The 17,398-nt window shown below is 64.5% G+C and carries 14 protein-coding genes and 2 pseudogenes; 2 read left to right on the top strand and 14 right to left on the bottom strand.

Annotated features, from left to right (window positions below; translation table 11 throughout):
* Positions 1 to 48 precede the first annotated feature (48 nt).
* The 10 genes and pseudogenes from ACFWQC_RS03400 to ACFWQC_RS03355 form a co-directional block, all read right to left on the bottom strand.
* Positions 49 to 1,464, bottom strand: coding sequence for a glycoside hydrolase family 3 protein (locus ACFWQC_RS03400; RefSeq protein WP_378673072.1), 1,416 nt, complete (start codon positions 1,462 to 1,464; stop codon positions 49 to 51).
* 26 nt (positions 1,465 to 1,490) lie between these two features.
* Positions 1,491 to 2,753: an MFS transporter gene (locus ACFWQC_RS03395; RefSeq protein WP_378673069.1), complete on the bottom strand. Its 1,263-nt coding sequence runs from the start codon at positions 2,751 to 2,753 to the stop codon at positions 1,491 to 1,493.
* A 1,201-nt stretch (positions 2,754 to 3,954) separates the two neighbouring features.
* On the bottom strand, positions 3,955 to 5,247 hold the full coding sequence (locus tag ACFWQC_RS03390; RefSeq protein WP_378673067.1) for a flavin monoamine oxidase family protein: 1,293 nt from the start codon (positions 5,245 to 5,247) through the stop codon (positions 3,955 to 3,957).
* A gap of 318 nt (positions 5,248 to 5,565) precedes the next feature.
* Positions 5,566 to 6,702, bottom strand: a complete 1,137-nt coding sequence (locus ACFWQC_RS03385; protein ID WP_378673064.1) for a VWA domain-containing protein — start codon at positions 6,700 to 6,702, stop codon at positions 5,566 to 5,568.
* A gap of 8 nt (positions 6,703 to 6,710) precedes the next feature.
* Entirely contained in the window at positions 6,711 to 7,619 is a 909-nt protein-coding gene (locus tag ACFWQC_RS03380) for an AAA family ATPase (RefSeq protein WP_378673062.1), read from the bottom strand.
* Between the two features lie 103 nt (positions 7,620 to 7,722).
* On the bottom strand, positions 7,723 to 9,147 hold the full coding sequence (locus ACFWQC_RS03375) for an NAD(P)/FAD-dependent oxidoreductase (protein WP_378673059.1): 1,425 nt from the start codon (positions 9,145 to 9,147) through the stop codon (positions 7,723 to 7,725).
* 213 nt (positions 9,148 to 9,360) lie between these two features.
* The gene (gene wrbA / locus ACFWQC_RS03370; protein WP_378673056.1) at positions 9,361 to 9,969 is read right to left on the bottom strand and encodes an NAD(P)H:quinone oxidoreductase; all 609 of its coding nucleotides are present in this window, start codon (positions 9,967 to 9,969) and stop codon (positions 9,361 to 9,363) included.
* Positions 9,970 to 9,979: 10 nt separating this feature from the next.
* On the bottom strand, positions 9,980 to 11,593 hold the full coding sequence (locus ACFWQC_RS03365) for a relaxase domain-containing protein (RefSeq protein ID WP_378673053.1): 1,614 nt from the start codon (positions 11,591 to 11,593) through the stop codon (positions 9,980 to 9,982).
* 10 nt (positions 11,594 to 11,603) lie between these two features.
* Positions 11,604 to 11,957 (bottom strand): annotated as a pseudogene (locus ACFWQC_RS03360) (hypothetical protein); the annotation flags it as partial.
* Between the two features lie 48 nt (positions 11,958 to 12,005).
* On the bottom strand, positions 12,006 to 12,953 hold the full coding sequence (locus ACFWQC_RS03355) for a LysR family transcriptional regulator (RefSeq protein ID WP_378673050.1): 948 nt from the start codon (positions 12,951 to 12,953) through the stop codon (positions 12,006 to 12,008).
* A 74-nt stretch (positions 12,954 to 13,027) separates the two neighbouring features.
* On the opposite strand from ACFWQC_RS03355, the gene ACFWQC_RS03350 reads away from it, so the two are divergent.
* A complete protein-coding gene (locus tag ACFWQC_RS03350) occupies positions 13,028 to 13,417 on the top strand; it encodes a DMT family transporter (RefSeq protein ID WP_378673047.1) in 390 nt (129 codons plus the stop codon).
* 17 nt (positions 13,418 to 13,434) lie between these two features.
* Here ACFWQC_RS03350 and mobF read toward each other — a convergent pair.
* A pseudogene (gene mobF, locus ACFWQC_RS03345) lies at positions 13,435 to 14,772 on the bottom strand (MobF family relaxase).
* 133 nt (positions 14,773 to 14,905) lie between these two features.
* Between mobF and ACFWQC_RS03340 the strand changes: the two are divergent.
* Positions 14,906 to 15,940: a DUF3644 domain-containing protein gene (locus ACFWQC_RS03340; protein ID WP_378673044.1), complete on the top strand. Its 1,035-nt coding sequence runs from the start codon at positions 14,906 to 14,908 to the stop codon at positions 15,938 to 15,940.
* A gap of 42 nt (positions 15,941 to 15,982) precedes the next feature.
* On the opposite strand, the gene ACFWQC_RS03335 is transcribed toward ACFWQC_RS03340, so the two are convergent.
* The 3 genes from ACFWQC_RS03335 to ACFWQC_RS03325 all read right to left on the bottom strand — a co-directional run bounded on the left by ACFWQC_RS03335 (position 15,983) and on the right by ACFWQC_RS03325 (position 17,080).
* Entirely contained in the window at positions 15,983 to 16,147 is a 165-nt protein-coding gene (locus ACFWQC_RS03335) for a hypothetical protein (protein ID WP_378673041.1), read from the bottom strand.
* A 211-nt stretch (positions 16,148 to 16,358) separates the two neighbouring features.
* A complete protein-coding gene (locus tag ACFWQC_RS03330; protein ID WP_378673038.1) occupies positions 16,359 to 16,664 on the bottom strand; it encodes a hypothetical protein in 306 nt (101 codons plus the stop codon).
* Between the two features lie 77 nt (positions 16,665 to 16,741).
* A complete protein-coding gene (locus ACFWQC_RS03325) occupies positions 16,742 to 17,080 on the bottom strand; it encodes a hypothetical protein (RefSeq protein WP_378673036.1) in 339 nt (112 codons plus the stop codon).
* Between the last annotated feature and the right edge of the window lie 318 nt (positions 17,081 to 17,398).

The raw sequence follows: 17,398 nt of genomic DNA, 5'->3' as shown, positions 1-17,398 counted from the left end.
CGGCCGCTCATGCACCCCTGAAGTCGAGACCGCCCACCCCATCGAGAATCACGCGGCCAGATCCACGGCGTCATCACCTCGATGAAAGACCGAGGCTAGGCGCACCACGACCGCATCTGCTTCGCTGAGGCCGCCGACGGGGGTTAGACCGGAGGCGATCGCAGCCTGCGGTTCGACGCCTTCCAGCATCACTCTAGCGTCGAGATGAAGGAGGGGGGCATTGTCGGACGCCAGAACCAAGGACTGCTCCTGGGCGCGTACCGCTCGAGTTGCGAACTCAGCGGATCCGCAGACTGCGCGAGCGTGCTCAACGTCGACCCGACGGCTCTCGAAGACCCCGAGCCGGAACTTCTCCTTCAGCAGTCGACGAACCGACTCGTCGATCCGTGACTCGGCGATCCGACCGGTTTCTACGAGTTCCTCGATCAGAGCAGGGTTCCGCTCGCCGCCGAACTGGTCCACGCCCACATCGATCGCGATTGCCGCGCGCTCCACCGGAGTGAGGTGCTCGAGACCCCATCCGTTCGGTCCGAACCGTAGCCCGCCGATCGACTCAGGCTCGAGCACGTTCCAGTCGGTCACGACGATCCCGTCGAAGCCGAGCTTCCGACGGAGGAGATCTCGGACGACGGGCTCATTGAATGCAAAGCCCACCTCTGGCCACTCGGTGCCGACTGGTTTGCCGTAGTAGGTCATTACCTGTGTGGCGCCGCCGGCGAATGCGCGCTCGAAGGGACGTAGATGCAGTCCCTGCATCTCGCCGGGGTACACCTGCTCAGGGAAGCGTGGATCGTGAGCGTCATCGCCCTTGAGCTGAGGGCCGCCCCCGGGGAAATGCTTCACGACCGCGGCGACCGAATCGGGGCCGAGCGCGCGCCCGCCGCGAAGGGCCTCGATGAACGCGACGGACAGCTCAGCGACGCGATCCGGGTCCTCTCCAAATGTCCCCGACCCACGCGACCACCGCGGCTCGCTGAAGATGTCGGCCATCGGACCGAGGAGCACGCGAACTCCCATCGCGCGCAGTTCCTGGCGCATGGTGTCACCAAAGGCGCGAACGACTCCAAGACCGCCTGAAGCTGCGATGCCGGGATAATCCGGCCAGCGGGAGAGGCTGTCCATCGACTGCCCCGTGAACAGGTTGCTACGAAATCCATGCCGCGGATCTGTCGACAGTGTGATCGGAATTCCCAGCCGCGTGCTTTCTGCGATTTCCTGAAGTGTGTTATGCCAGGCGGCAACAGCCGAACTGTCCTCACCCCCGAGCACATTGAAGTGCGTGATCCCAATCGTGCCAGCGTGGTGCGATGCGCTGGCCAGGACATCGGCCTCAGTGAGTCCCTCGGCGGCTGGCGAGGTAGACGGGTGAACCATCATGGCCGCCTTCTCGGCGATTGTCATCCGGCGCAGCAGGTCCTCGACACGGTGCTCGACCGGCAGCGCAGGATCGCGGTAGCCATCCATATGGATTCTCCTTCGAAGCGGGTTGGTCAGCGAGTCGAGCGGATGAGCAGCATCGGCGCGATTCCCAGAAGAGTGAGCAGGGCACTGAAGATCAGCAGTGCCGGGTAGTTCGTTCCGCCGCCAATGCCGAGCAGCAACGGTGCGATGAATGGCATGATCGAGTACGGCAGGGTGATGGCGATGTTTGTCACCCCCAGGTCGCGAGCGGCCGTGTTGGGATCATTCATCGTCGCGACGGCGAAACCGATGTAACTGCCATAGACGAAACCGGTGCCGATGCCAGCGACAAGCGATAAACCCACCAGGAACATCGGAACGGTTGTCGCGAACGCGAGTACCAGGAGGCCGGTGACGATGAGCAGCGCGGCCATACCAAGCACCGGCTTTCGTCGACCGAAGCGGTCATTGACCATGCCAGCAAGGGGCGCGGTGATAAATGCGATGGCACCCGGAATCACGAAGGAAAGTGTGATGAGATCGGGGAGCTCCGAATCAGGCGGCAGAATTTGGTCCTGTAGGAGGTATACGGCGTAAGTGGCGATGACGCCGGTCCCGCAACTCATCAGAAACAATGCAACCAGAAGCTTGGCAAAGTCGGGAGAACGTCGAGGATCGATATAAAAGCTGCCGAAGAACTCTTTGAGGCTGAACGGCGCGATGTCGCTCGGGGCAGGGGCGTCCTCGCGGAACATAGCCATCAGCACGACCGCGAACAGCACCGCGATCATCACCGGCAGACCGAACTGGGCGAGCACGTTCTCCGGGAACCACTGTACGAAGAGCACGCCGACGAGGAGGGCCGCCGAGGAAGCGGTACCACTCAGAGCGCCCACAAGACCCTGCTGATTCTCCGGAACCCGATCGGGCACGATCCCGAGAACGGCGGCAATCGCAGCGTTCACGAAGGCCTGCATGATGACCCAGCCAAGCAGGAGAAGAGGGAACGAGCTGCTCAGACCGATGATCGCCGCTCCGACGATCGTGCCTGCCAGACCGACCACGATCCAAGGGCGACGCCGCCCGAAGCGGCTGCGCGTGCGGTCGCTGAGTCGGCCGAACAGTGGGTTGGCGATCACGGCGACCAAGGTCCCGATGCCGGCGGCGATTGAGTAGCTAGCCGTCTTTCCATCGGGATCGATCTGCGAGATGCGGAGAGCGAGCGTCACCGAGGCAGGCAGCATGATCGACATCCAAATGCCGAACATGGCCAGCGCGTAGACCGCGATGAATGTCGGGCGGACGGGCCGGGGAGTGGCTACCGCGTTGGGCGCGGCTGAAGGAGCGGACATGGAAACCCTCATCGTCGAGTTGATGTGCATTGGCTTGGAAGCGTTACCGGATACGTTACCGGTAACGTATCCGGAGGCGCGCCGCTAAGGTAGGCCTGGATTGGACTCGTCGTCAAGGGTCCAGTCGAGATGGACGGCGAACGATGGTGCACCAGGTGGCGCTGAGCGACGTCTCACGTGCGGCATGGTGTCGGGGGGCGACGGTTTCCCGCTCGCTCGCGGATCACCCTGACGTGAGCCGGTCGACCCGCGATCGGGTGCCCTTTGATCACGAAGGAGCTTGGATGTCGCCGCTCTGTCTCAGCCCGAACGCAGCACACCGAGAAGCTACCGAGCGAACAGCGCGATTCTTCCCTACGCACCAGGGGCCCGGTGGGAGCCAGTAGTGCGCTCAGTACTCGATGCCGCCGGCGACCACGAGTGCCGACTTCTCGTGCATTCGATCGCGGGAGCCAGCGGACGTGTCGCGGCCGCCAAGCGGAGCTTGGCAGGTGTCCCGACCGACGGCGCCGAGCGCCGCGGTGACGATGCCGTTCCCCGACGGGCGTACCGAGGATGTCTATAACAGGACGAAACTCATCAGAAGGCAGATGTAGGGACGCACCGGGGTCGACCTCCTATGACACCGAATCCTCCGCGGCTGACGACCAGCTCGCCCGCGCCGGCATCGGCGCCCCATTCAACGATTCGGTGAACCCGCGACCCCTGGGCCACCATCGGGCCCAGAACATCCGGCGAGTGCGACTTGCGCGAACTCGGATGTCGGCAGGGGCGGACGTGGTCGAAGATGACACGGCGGACGTGGCAGAGGCTTCAGATGGTTGGTTAGAAACCTTCCATCAAGCCCCTCAGGGCCCCGCACCCGCCACCCACGCTGGCAAACCTGCAGGTTACCAACCCCATCTGACTACGTCACCGCAACTCATGCGGTCAAGAGCGCCATAGGAGAGTGACATGCCATAGTGCTTGGGGTTCGCCGCAGCCCTGGTCTCCGTCTTTATCTGGAGACCAGGGCTGGAGGAGGCAGTTTGGATCTCGACTGAAGTCACCGTCAAAGTCTGGGCCTCCTCCATCAGTTGAATGACGCCCGGCCTACAAGGCCTGTAGCACGACACGGTCCGGCTTGCTCACATCGCGTGCTGCAGCGCCATGCGGTCCAGCAAGATTTCAGGATTCAGGGGTTGAGCTGACTTCTGAGGCGTCAGGCAGTATGCCCTTGTACCTCCGCGACTACCCGATCAGCAGTCTCGAGCGCTCCTTCGATGTAACCCGGGAAGAATAGGGAGACGTCAGACCCCGCGAAGTGGATACGGCCGTGTTGTTCACTGAGGACCTTGTGAGCCCGCGTCACCTGTCCGATGCGTGGCGCCACCCAAGGGGCACATACGTAGGGGTCTTCAGTCCAGTCATGGTAGTCGGTTCCGACGACTACCGCGTCAGGAAGGTAATGGTGAACTGCAGCCTCGATCGCCGCATCGTCTCGTGGGTCAAAGGAGTCCCGGTCCGTGAAGGCGACAAGGATGCGGCCCCCGTCGGACGACGGCAGGTAGTCGTAGAGCGTCGGGAAGATACCGTCTCCCGTGCACGAGATGCCGGCGGGGACGCCCTTCACCTGAATCAACAACTTGAGACCTCGACCACCGTGACCTTCCGCGACGACTTCGGCACGGTGGCCAGACAGGGGTGGGTCAAGCCGCAGTGCGGCCATAGCGTTGAGAGGTGCCGCGACCACCACGTGCTCCGCCCGGAGGAGCCGATCCGCGCCATACGCCAAGTCGACACCGACGGCGTCCTGACGAAGTCCCGAAACAGGCTGTTCGAGGCGCAAGTCAGCCACTTCGTTCGCCATCGCGTAGGTCAGCGTTCCGGTGCCCTCCGACATCACCTCATCGAGTGAGAGGACGATCCCCAGGACGGAGTAGCCGTGCGAGGCGATGAACTGCAGCATCCACAATGCAGAAGCATCCTCCAGACGCTGCCCCATCATGTTCCACACCCAGGATCGCAACAGCTGACCGGTGACTTGAGGCATGTCCAACTTATCCAGGTAGTCCCTGGCCGAGATGTCGAGGTCCTCGAGACTCTGGTTCTCCAGCCCCGCCGTGAGGTCAATGCGATGTGCGTCCCTGATCAGGGTATAGAGCACGCGCTCTGCCTCGACAGCTTCTCCTACGGGGATCGGGAAGGCAGAGTTGTGATCCCCTGGGCCCAGGCGATTCCGGAAGACGGTGAACGGCGCAGCCGGCTGTGTCGCGACGCCGTAGCGGTCCACTTCAGCTGCCAGCCGACCGTGGTGGTGCCGGTGGAAGTAGGCGCCGCCCACCTCCACGACGGTTCCCGGGTCGGTGGCCGACTCCCTGCTGTATGCACGGCCACCCACCCGATCCGCTGCTTCGAGCAGCACCACAGATCGGCCAGCCTCGTTCAGATCACGGGCCGCCCGAAGGCCAGCGAAACCCGCCCCTACTACGGCGACGTCAACATTCTCCACCATGCTTCATCCTCTCGTTTGACTGGAGCACATCTTCGCGAACCCGACACCGGATCGTCGTTGCACGTATCAGACGAATTCATGGTGACGCCTGTCACCATCCGAAGGTTGAGGAACCCCGATCGTCGTCAGTCCGACACTCCACCGCCACCTGCCGAAACGAGCTCCACTTCGGCGCGTACGCTGTCCCAACGGTCGAGCTCTACCGACCCCTCGCCCACTGAGACTTGATCCGAATCCCAAGCCCTCCCGACAGGCCCCCCGGCCGGCGCGGTAACCCTCACGCCGGCTCACGAGGAATCCCGCGGCGTAGGTAGGACATCATGCGCGGGCGACGACCTCGACCAGGTTCGCGAAGGTGGCAATCGAGTGTCCGGCGACGAAGTCGTCAATGTAGGGAAGGGCGGCCACGATGCCTGATTGCACGGGCTGGTATGCCTCCTTCCCACGGTGCGGGTTCATCCAAATCACCCTGTGTGCGAGGCGCTGCAGTCGCTGCATCTGTTCGGCCAGCACGTCTGTGCCCCCGCGCTCCCAACCGTCGCTGACCAAGACCACGACCGCCGCGCGTGCGATGCCACGTTGGCCCCACCGATCAAGAAACACCTTCAGCGTGTCGCCCAACCGGGTGCCGCCGGACCAGTCGGGAACCGCCTGGCCGGCAGCCAGGATTGCCTGATCAGGATCCCGTAGCCGCATGGCTCTGGTCACGCGGGTCAGTCGGGTACCGACGGTGAACACCTCTACCCCACTCTCGTGGGCGGCCCGTTTCCGCGCCCCGCAGACGAAGGTGTGCGCGAGCCGAAGCAGCGCATCAGCATATGGATGCATAGAACCGGACACGTCGATCAGCAGCACCACCCGACGTGGCCGATCGCGTCGGTTGCGCCACCTGATCGGGACAGGCTCGCCCATCGTCGCACGCATCGCCCGCAACGTCCGCCGCGCATCGACGTGACCGCGGTGCCAGGCCGTCCACCGGTTGGCGGTACGTCGGGGGGGCCGCGGCCGCAGCGCGCCGAACAGCACGGCCAGGCGCGCTTTCTCAGCCGGGTCCATGGTGCCGATGTCTCTATGCCGCAGCACCTCGGTGTCGCTCACTAGGGCTAGCCGCTGCTCGTCGTCGGCCGCACCGCCATCTTGGTCCCTGCCGAGGTCCTCGGCATTGGCTAAGAGCGGTGGGAGAAGGTCGGGAGGCTCCTGCCCAGTGATCGGGCGTTTGTCGCCCGTGAACCAGGCGTCGAAGACGCGGTCGTACACATCGACGTCATCGATCCCGGCGCACAACGTGGACCGGCCGGCCCAGTAAGCCGATCGAGAGTCCTCTGCGCCCAACAGCGCGGTGGCGCGCAAAAACATCTGGGCTCTGTCCGAGGTGACCCCAATGCCAGCGGAGCGGAGTGCCCGGGTGAATCCCAGGAGCAACTCGTCCGCCTCGTGGTGGATTGCCGGCTCCATGGCAGTTCTCAGCTGGCGAAAATCCGGGCGAGGGCGTCCCGGACTTGCGCCGTGTCCTCGTGATACTTCACGACAGCACCGAGAGTGACCGCCGCACTCTCGAGGTCGACCTCGGAGGTGCCCAACCGGTCCAGTGCGCGGGCCCAGTCAAGGGTTTCGGCAACTCCGGGTGGCTTGACCAAGCTCTCCTGACTGCGCAGCTGCTGCACCAAGTTGACCACCTGCGTGGCGAGCTTCTCCGAGACCTCCGGAGCCCGGGACCGGACGATTGAAACCTCCCGGGACAGAGTGGGGTGTTCGATCCAGTGGTAAAGACAACGTCTTTTGAGCGCGTCGTGCAACTCTCGTGTGCGGTTGGAGGTGAGCACCACGACCGGCGGGGTCACTGCGGTAATCGTGCCCAGCTCCGGGACGCTGACTTGGTACGCGGACAGCACCTCGAGCAGGAGCGCTTCGAACTCGTCGTCGGCCCGGTCGATCTCGTCGATGAGCAGCACCGCGGGGGCCTCACGCAGAGCCCTGAGCAGCGGCCTCGCGAGCAGGAACCGCTCATCGAAAAGGCTCTTCTCCACCTCGTCGGCGGCTCGCTCGACGGTAGCTACGCGAGTGCTTTCCAGCGCTCGTAGGTGCAGGATCTGTCGAGGGAAGTCCCAGTCGTAGAGCGCCTGGCTCGCGTCGATCCCCTCATAGCACTGCAGTCGGATCATCGGCAGTTCCAGCGCCTCCGCCAGCCCTTCCGCGAACGCCGTCTTCCCGGTACCGGGCTCACCCTCCAGCAGTAACGGCCTCTGCATCCGCAACCCTAGGAACCCCACCGTCGCAAGCGTCTCATCACACAGATACCCCGTCGCGCACAACCGTTCTGCCAGGTCTGCTGGGGAGGCCACGCTCGCAGCCGGATCCCAGAAGTTATTCATCCCCTTCTCCTCCACATGTCACGTTCCCGATGCTCCACTGACCGGACTGCGTCAATCGATATGACCCACACCTGGGTCGTGGCGTCTCGGCAAGCTTTCGGTCTCACCCGACGAACGAGGTTGGGTCGACTCGGGTCAGAAGGGCAGTCAGCGGATCGACGCGTCGCCCAAGATCATGGGCGCGGTCTTGCCGAATCAGGGCGGTCTTCACCAGTTGGCCACCTAGGAAGCGGATCGGTTCGGGAGGAAGTCCGCGACCAGAAGGCAATCGAGTCAGGAAGGACGAGGCAAGATGGTCGTTAGACCTCAACGCAAGACTTGCCAGAATCTGACCGCCAAGAACTGAGGGACCCACGCCATCTCCCGAGTATCCAGTTCCGAAGTAGACCCCAGGGTGGCTTCGCAGTTCCCCGAAGAACGGCAGGGAGGAGACTGAGTACTCCACCGGAGCACGCCACGTCGAGACGACATGGGAACCGGCCATCGCTGGAACGGTACGAACCATCTGGTCGAGCAAACGCCCGGGCCGCGGGATCGGCTTGAAGAGGCTGCTTGCCCCGCGTGCACCCCAGCCCAGACCGAGCCCCGCCTTGCCAAACAGGAAGTTGCCGTCCGCCAGCGACCGCCAGTAGTCGAGCAGTCGACCGCCGTCGGAGACGTTGGTACGTTGGCTTTCGGCCCACCCCGACGGCGGTCGAACGACCGCGTTGTCTGATGCCGTCATGACCAGGTGCTTACGCACCTCAGGGAACTCGCTGCACCAAGCGTTGATCGCCAGGACAACTGCGTCTGCGCTCACCGACCCTCGCTGGGTGCGCACGACGTTCGTAACGCCTCCAGAATCGATGGATGTCATCGGGCTGTGCTCGAACACCATCACACCGAGTGATCGAACGACCCGAAGAAGGCCTCGGGCCAGTCTGGCTGGGTTTAGACCGACACACGTCGAGTCTAGGATTCCTCCGCGAACCGCAGTGCCAGCGAGAGCAGTAGCAGTGACCGAGTCGATCTCTTCGAAAGGCGACCCCGCCTGGTCGACGGAAGCCGCCAGCGTCTCATCCCAAACGCCGTCCTGGCTGGGGTTGTTCGACGCCCACAGCCAACCATTCGGCTCCCATTGCACATCAATACGATTCTCGACGCAGAAACGTCGGATGTAGTCGATAGCCTCGACGGAGGCGCGCGCCACATCGAGTCCCTCCGTCGGTCCTCCTGCCTTCAGAAGAGCCGGCATCTTGGGCCAGAGGTTCATCAGCATTCCCGCGTTCGTCCCACTGGCGCCAGAACCACACAGGTCGGCTTCTATGAGCACGATGTCGAGGCTCGGCTCGCGTTGCTTCAGCTCGATCGCCGTCCACATGCCGGTGAAACCGCCTCCGACTATGCACACGTCAGCGCGAAGGCTAGCCGTCAGCGTGGTGCCCGGATCGGCCTGCGCCGTCTCGAGGCTGAGCGCGTCCCGCATCCAATAGGACCGCGCAGTCCCGACCGACACGCTGCGGCGGATCGGCAATTGCGTACGGGTCATGAAAGCACCTTCTTCGTCGACGGCGGGCAGACTCCACGCGAAGCCCCGGGGTGTGTGCCGGATACCGAACCGGATCCGCGCGGACATACAGCAATGGGTCGGCGGGATGGCCTGCTCGCATACGCGGACGGGCTTTCGCTTCCACCATCACAGGATCGATCTGGTTGCGTTGAGCGCTGGCCCAGGACGACGTCCCTAGGTTCGCCTCGACTGTCAGGCGACCCGAAGTCGTGATGCCACATCGACAATGCGCTCAGCTAGATGCGAGAGCGCCGCGACTTCGGCGGTTCCGAGTGGCACGTCGTTAGACCCACCGGTCACGTGGGACACCCCATACGGGTTTCCGTCGGTGAACTTCACTTCATCGGTGTAGCCGGGCGGAACGAGGATCCCCCCGAAGTGATACACGCTGTTGTAGAGCGCAAGCAGCGTCGACTCCTGCCCACCATGAGCCGTTTGGCTGGCGGTAAATCCGGCGTACGCCTTGTTCGCTAGCTCACCGTTCGACCATGCCGGTCCCAGAGTGTCCAGGAACTGCTTCAGCTGGCTGGCCACGTTACCGAAGCGTGACGGGGTACCGAGCAGAACACCATCTGCCCAGATCACGTCATCTGGGGAGGCGGGTTCAATGTGTCCCGATGCCTCTACGTGGTCTTGCCATGCCTGGTTGGTGGCGATCGCATCCTTAGGTGCCAATTCTGCGACCTGACGCAGCCGCACCTCCGCACCCGCAGCGCGCGCAGAACTCGCCAGCCGTTCAGCCATAGCGTGAAGGGTGCCGGTAGCCGAGTAGTAGACGATGGCAATCTTGGTAGGCGACATCCTGGTCCTTCTATCGAGGGTGTGCTGCGGATCGGTACCTGAGGGGCCTAGCGTCATGCAACGTCGACTGACAGTCATACTGCGGATCCGTAAAGAACCGTCGCTCAGTGTGCGCCGGATGCACACTCGCTGCTCGGGCCCTCAGCGCTGCGCGGGCGTGCTGAGCGTCTGCACGTTCAGCCGCGGAGCGGACCCGACGTTCGATGGCCTGCTCGCTGGCGATGTCGTAGCGATCCCCGGTACGCCGCGACAGTGGCGATCTCGTCGCGCCATTGGGCAGCCTGGATCGGCTGGCGGACCAGATTGCGAGGCGTGTCCATACGCCGTCCTCGTTCCATCGCCACCCATGCGCATAGACGAGCGCGGCGACCGAAGTTGCCGGTACGCCGAGTTCTTCATGCGCGACCTGCGCCGCTCGCAACGTCGGCGCAATCATCCGTGAGGCTCGCCCCTGTTCTCGTGCAACCTCGATAGCGACGCCGAGCATGGTGGTCTTGCCCGCACCAGCCGCGCCCTCCACGATCACCAGCGGATCGGTCGAAGCGACCGCGGTGGCGGCGATGGTCTGCCCAGCGTCGAGCCCGGCTGCTTGCGCGGCGTCGGCCACGTCGGGATGCTCCGGCTCCCGCCCCGGCGCAGCGGCAGCGAGGCGGTCACGCAAGGCAGCCTGGGCAGCGACCACGCCAAGACTGGTGAGATCGGCGACGTGCTCGGGTTGCACCATGCCCGGCGGCAGCACCGAGAAGCAATCACCAGTTGCCACCCCGGTTGCGAGGTCGATCAACTCGTGCAAGTCCGCCGGGGTCGCTTGCACCCCTGCCTCGGTGGTGATGCGGGTGAGGTGCTCTCGCACGCTGTGCGAGGTCCACGTCGATGCAACAGCAGCACAGCGATCCAGCGCACGACTCGCCACCTGCTGCACCGAGAGGTCGTCCAGCGATGCCGTCGCAACATCGTCGGGTCGCTGCAACTGGTCGGCTTCGTAGCCGGCCTCTCGGAGTTCCTGCCGCCACCACTGCTCATCTTCGAGGTCGGCGGGCTTCTTCCCAGGCCGCTGGAAGGCCCATGCCGCGTCCTGCATCCTCGCCGTCAGCACCGGGCCAGGTGTCTCGCCCGGATGCTTCGCCTCCCACTCGGTCTCCATGCGTTCCAAGTTGCGTCTGATCTGCGACGATCGCTTCGACATGACGGCATTGAACGGCTCCAACTCGGTCACCTCGCCAGACACGGGGTCGAGGGTCAGGCCGTGGTCTGTGAGCGTCTGCGCGAGCTGCGGGTGCGCAGCAATCACAGCCGTGCCGAGAGCACGGATCGCGCCCTGTTGCTGGAACAGCGCCGCTGTGGTCAGCTCCCGCCGCTTCCCACCTGCCCATACTCTGGTGCCGATCTGGAAGTGGATATGCCGGTGCGGATCACCCGCACGCGAGGTCTTGTGCGTGATGGCGACGGTCTGCATCTGCTCGATGGGCAGGACTTCCTGCGCTCCGCGCGGCCCCGCCAGCGTGACGGAATGCTGGCCGTGGAACCGTTGAATCTCCCGCGCCGCGTCCTGCTGCGCCGCGTCCGAGCGCTTCTGAGACTTCCGGGTGGAGCGCGGCGGCGACCGACAGGCTCTTGGGGGCATTGAACGTCATCTCCGCGAACAGTGGCGACCCCTTACGCACCTCGCCCGGCTTGCGCGGGGTGCCCATCGACTCGCCGGTGTCGGGGTTGACCCAGTCCACCCATCCCTCGGACTCGTCTGCGCTGAGCGACCGCGCCGTGGTGACTTCACCTGCGCTGTCGATAACGCTGTACTCGGCCACAGCGTCGTCTGCGCCGACGTAGTACTCGTCCGCTTGGGAGCGGTCGGCCACGACATACCGGCGCGCGGCAGCACCGCTGCCACGGAACAAGGGCACGCCGCCTTTCACGCCGCTCACCGCCTCCCGCAAGGTCGTCCTTGCAGGAGAGGTGCGCACTACGGCCCCGCCGTAAAATACGTGCATCACTGATGCAGTCAGAAGAAGAGCGAAAATGTGAGTGAGACGGTGCGGCTAAGGTCTTGTGCCGGTGGCGCTTGACCGCGGTGGTTGACCCGCGACAGCGGTAAAGTCAGCGGCATACTTGACCGGAGGTCGCGTGAGACTGTCGAGGAACGCCTGTGCTGCCGGTGCGGGGTTGAAGCTGCTCCATGCCAGGTACTCGACGCGGGTCGGGCCTGCTGTGACCGGGATCGTGCGGAGATCGTGGCTGCCGACCGGGATCACGGCTGGTGAGAGCAGTGCGATGACGAGGCCTTGACGCACCAAGTCGAGGATGAGGTCGGTGCTCATCGCCTCAAACGTGACTTCACGATGGATACCGGCGGCCTGGAACGCCAGGTCGGATGGCACCCGCCCTGGCGTACCCTCCGGGAAGTCGACGAACGCTTCATCTGCCAAGTCCTCCAGGCGGAGCCTGCGTCGCCCGGCGAGCGGGTGCTCGGCAGAGACGACGGCGACCAGGCGCTCCCTAGCAAGCACTCGCGTCCTCACACCTGTCGGCGGCGTGCTATCGGGAAGGCCGAGGATCGCGACGTCCATGCTGCCTGTACCGATCGCGGCCATGAACTCGTCACTGCCGCCACCCCTGAGCCTGATCCGAACCGCCGGGTGGGCGCGGTGGAACTGCCCGAGCGCAGCCGGAACGTCGATCGTGGTCACGGTAGGGATCACACCGACGGTCAAGGTGCCGCGGATGTGCCCGTTCGCCGCCGCGGCATCCGAGACAGCACGCTCCGCGGCTTCGAGGCTCGCCCGCGCTTGGACGAGGAACGCTTCACCGGCGGCGGTGAGCTCGACCCGGCGGCTATTGCGGGCAAACAGCGTCACGCCGAGCTCGTGTTCGAGCGCTTTGATCTGGTGGCTGAGCGAGGACTGCACCACGAAGCACCGCTCGGCCGCACGGGTGAAGTTCTTCTCCTCGGCGATGGCGACGACGTACCGCATCTGTTGCAACTCCATACGTCTATGATCTCAGTGCACTTCTGGTATGGCAACAATTTGTTGGATTCATGGTCGGGATCGGCCGACGATGCATGACCACCACGACTCCTGCCTCGGCGCCGCAAAGCGCGCCTGCGGAAACTCCGAATCGCGTGGGGTGGACGGCGCTGACGGCGATCGTTCCGATGGTGTGGGTCACGACCTACATCGTGACCACGCGCATGCTGCCGGAGGGCCATCCGCTGTTCGCGGCGATGATGCGCTCGCTCCCGGCGGGACTGATCGCGCTCCTGATCGCCCGGCAACTGCCGCGCGGTTCCTGGTGGTGGAAGAGCCTCGTGCTCGGCACCCTGAATATGGGCGCGTACTTTCCGCTGCTGTTCCTCGCCGCGCAGGAGCTCCCCGGGGGGCGTCGCCGAGTGCCTCGGTCTGAACACCGAAGTTCCGTCCTCACGTCGGAACTCCGGAGGGCTAGGCGCTAACTCGGCAGGCGTGAGGGTCAGCGACGCATGCGCTGCTGCTTCGACCACCTTGCGACGACCCACTCGCGATCGCTCGCCGCGGCGAAGCGCCAGCCCATCGTCTGTCGCGACGCCTCGGCCCAAAGGTTCCAGTGCCTCCATGTCGTACGCACCTTCCCCACCTCTGCGACGACGCGCCGACCGAGCTGCGCGATGAGCTCCTCGGGGACCTGGGCAGGTTCCAGGACTTCGGCATGCCCCGTGAGCAGGTCGCGTGCCCACACTGTCGGATCGCCGCTGATGATGCCACTCGCCCTTGTGCGCCATTGAGCAGTGAGACCCGAGAGTGGCCGAACCTGCTTCTCCGGCCTTGTCGCCAACGTGGTCTGCGCACGCAGCTCGACTATCCTCGCGTTCCTCGGTCTGCGGCCATGGGCAGCGAAGTACCCCTCGATCAGGCGCTCCTTCTCGTCCTCGACGGCCCTTGTACGTGCAGAGAACTCATTGATCAGAGCGTCTGGCACACCGGCGATCTCCCACTGTGGATTGCGGTCGGGCCCCCTCTCCCAGGCAAGGCCGAGCGTGCCGGTCAGGCGGTCGGCGAGGATGGAATTGTAGTACGCCGAGAGCGCGGTGACCGCATGATGTATCGGCCGCCCGTCAAGGCTTCGCCAACAATCGTCGAGCAACGTCTTGACCTTGTTCGAGATCACCAGGTGGGTGTGGAGCTGCGGATCTCCGGCCCGAGAGTCCCAGTGGTCGAACGCCGCCGCGACGACGCCAGCGACCTCGACCTGAGCAACCGCGCCGCCGCGGTTAGCGACGCCAGTGCGGGTCGCGGCGACCTCGCGCTCCAGAAAGTCCAGAACCTCCGCCATCGCTGCATGGTGCGCCGCGACGAGGACCTCCTGCACGTTCGCATCGGCCACCGCCCACAGCACCGAAACCGACTTCGGCACACTGAAAGTGAAGTCGAAGCCTACAACCGGTCACCTCCGCCGCTCCATCGCCTCCTCGGCCTCGGCTCTAGCTGTGTCCTCTGCCCGCACCGTGGCTTCAAGGTCCTGGGCGAGCCCGCGCACTTGCTCCTCGACTCGCTTACGCAGCGGCTTGTACCCCGGGTAGGCCCCGCCAAGTTGTTCTCCGGTGACCGGGTCGCGACCGCGCCCGATCAGTAGCGCGAGTTGCGTCTCTGTCACCTGGCCGCCTTCACTCAGGCGCCCTTCCCCAAATTCCGCCAGGCCGGGCCCTGTCCAACGTCCTGGCGGTGTCCCCGCCTCGCCGTCGTAGCGGCTGAGCGGCGTCGACAATGATCGGTCACCGTCCCCGCTCGCGACGCTGCGCAGGAGGTACCGGTACCCATGACCTGCCGTCATCACTCGCATCGATACCGTCACGCACGTCACCTCCATATCGAGGTGTGTTGCCATTTCCGACGTCGCCTCCAAGATTGATGGTGCCGTCGTCGTTCCATGGGCACGCGGGCGTCTCGGGTGATAGGGCTGTCCTATGCCTCCCCGTCCGAGATGGTGGCACCAACTGCAGGCCTCCAAGAAGGAGGCCCTGCTCGCCATCGACCTGTACAACCGCTCCGGTCACGAACGACAACTCGAAGCCTTCATCGTCCATATGTCGATGGGATGGCTGCGCCTGATGCAGGCCAACGTCGAGAAGGATCGGGGCGACCCCTACGTGCGAAACAAGCGTGGTCACCGCGTACGCCACAAAGATGGCGGTTGGACCATGAAAGCCTTGCACGATCTAGCCGCCGAACTTCTGCCAGCCGGTGACCCTCGTCGCTCGAACCTCGACTTCTTCGTCGGCCTCCGAAACATCATCGAGCATCGGTACGAGAAGGACATCGCCGGTCTGGTCTCAGGTCGAACCCAGGCGTACGTACTGAACTACGAGGCGACGCTCGCCGAGTGGTTCGGGGAGCGTGAAGGACTTGGCGAGGAGTTGCGGTTTCCCATCTTCATCTCGACCTTCACAGGCGACGCCGTCGCTGCAGTCAAGGGTCTCCGGAAGCGAGTTCCGCGCGGCGTACTCGACTGGGTTCAAGACTTCGACGCCAAGCTAGACCCGGCCGTCACATCGGCACCCCAGTTCGACTTCCGAGTCTTCCTCATCCCCCACACCGGACCGAAGACGCAAGCCGATGCGGCAATGACCTTCGTGAAACTAGAGGAGCTCGACTCAGACCAAAGAGCCGCGATGGAGCATGTGCAAACGATCATCCGAGACAAGCACGTACCTGTCGCCAACCTCGGACACCTGAAACCTGCCGAGGTGTCCTCGAAAGTGGCCACTGGTCTAGGACAGTGCTTCAGCGTGAACGATCACACGAGCGCGTGGCGCCACTACGAGGTCCGCCCTCCAAACGCGTCAGCCAAACCTGAAGCCACCAAGAGCCAGTTCTGCGTCTGGGACCAGGCCTTTCGACAGTACGTCTACACGGAGGCGTGGGTGAACTACCTGATTCGCCATCTCGCGGACCCGGCGACCTTCGAAGGCGTCACCGGGCGTGCACCGATGACGACCTAAATTGGCGAAGGGGACGTATTCGGTTGGGGCGAATAGCGGCGCTCAGCGGTCCCAGTCGGCGATGTAGCTGCGCCAGTCGCGTGCGGCCAGGCGTGCCCAGTCGGCGGCGTTGTTGTGGCTGATCCCGATGAGTTCGCCCAGGACCGGCGCGGGCATGTCGGCTGCCAACTGGAACAGGGTGGCCTTGCGTCCTTCGTAGGGCTTCATCCCGATCGCGACGAGCCTGGCGCGGATGTTCTCGGTGTTGAGGTGTCGTCCCGCGCGGCCCGCCGGGGAAGAGCCACCCCGTACCGCGTGAGCCGTGCAGGCTCATGCCGCGGTCACCGAGGTGCTCGATGATCAGGGCGTCCAGGGGTGCCGGCATCGGGATGGGGATCGTTGCGAACGTGACGTGCAAGACGCCTTTGATGTCGTAGATCTAGCTGGTTCTCATCGCCACGATCCGTGACAAGGGCTGAGCAAAGAGCAGCAAGAACAGGCCACCGCTGCGGGTGTAGCGCTTGATGCTGGAGTCGTGCAGGAGCCGCTCGACGATCACCCAGCGGTGATCGTCTCCGACGCTGATCTCCGGGTCGGCCCGCTTCTTCGCGGTTGGCACCATGATGCTGGTGTTGATCCGGGTCTCACGCAGCCAGGCGATGAACCCGTGCTCGGCGCTGATCACCAGCCCGGACTCGGTGATGTAGCGCTCCAAGAGTGCCTGCGTTGCCTGTGCTGCGCTCATCCTGTGCTGGTCGAAGTAGGCCAGGACCATCGCGGCGACCCGGACACGACGCCTGCCGCCGTGGGCGACGCTGCTGGTCAGGCGCCCTCGGACGCGGCTCGTCGCATGTCGCGCAGGACGCGCCAGCGGTCGTAGCGCCGCAGGAGTTCTCGGTGGTGTTGGGGAACCTCGCCCAGGAACTCCTCGAGCCAGGCGTCCATGCCTTCGACGTATGGGTCGAAGGGTTGGAGGACTCCAGCCGCGGCGAGCAGGCTTCGCAGATAGCCACGTGCTCGGTCCTGGGGCAGCGTGCGGAAGGTGTCGTGGCTGATCGCAACCTCACCCCTCGCCATCTGACCCAAGGGGTCGGCACCGACGCTGGGCTTCTTGCGTAGCCACCAGATCGTGGTCTGCGGTCGATCGGAGTTGATCAACATGTCGAACAGGGGCCGCAACTGCTCGTTGACCTCGCCTGTCGCGGGGTCGCTCAGGTGCGCGGTGAGGCGTTCACGCAGGAAGCAGCGGGCGCACCGGAATCTGCCGTAGAGGTGTTCCTCGCTCCCGCACTCAGCGCACGCGAACGGCGAAGGCGCCCCCGGCACATCCGGCGCACACGACCAGCTCATCCTCAAGGCACGCCAGGGGACGTCGCTCACGACAGACCGGAAACGGGGCCGGGTGGTAGTGCTGTCGCCGGCCGCACCCTTGGCACAGTACGCCCTGTGGGACCTCGTACCGCTGCCAACTGGTCTGCT

It is taken from the genome of Nocardioides sp. NPDC058538 (assembly GCF_042719275.1).
Classification (GTDB): Bacteria; Actinomycetota; Actinomycetes; order Propionibacteriales; family Nocardioidaceae; genus Nocardioides.
Note: the sequence above shows the minus strand (reverse complement) of the source record. Positions and strands in the feature narration are given on the sequence as shown.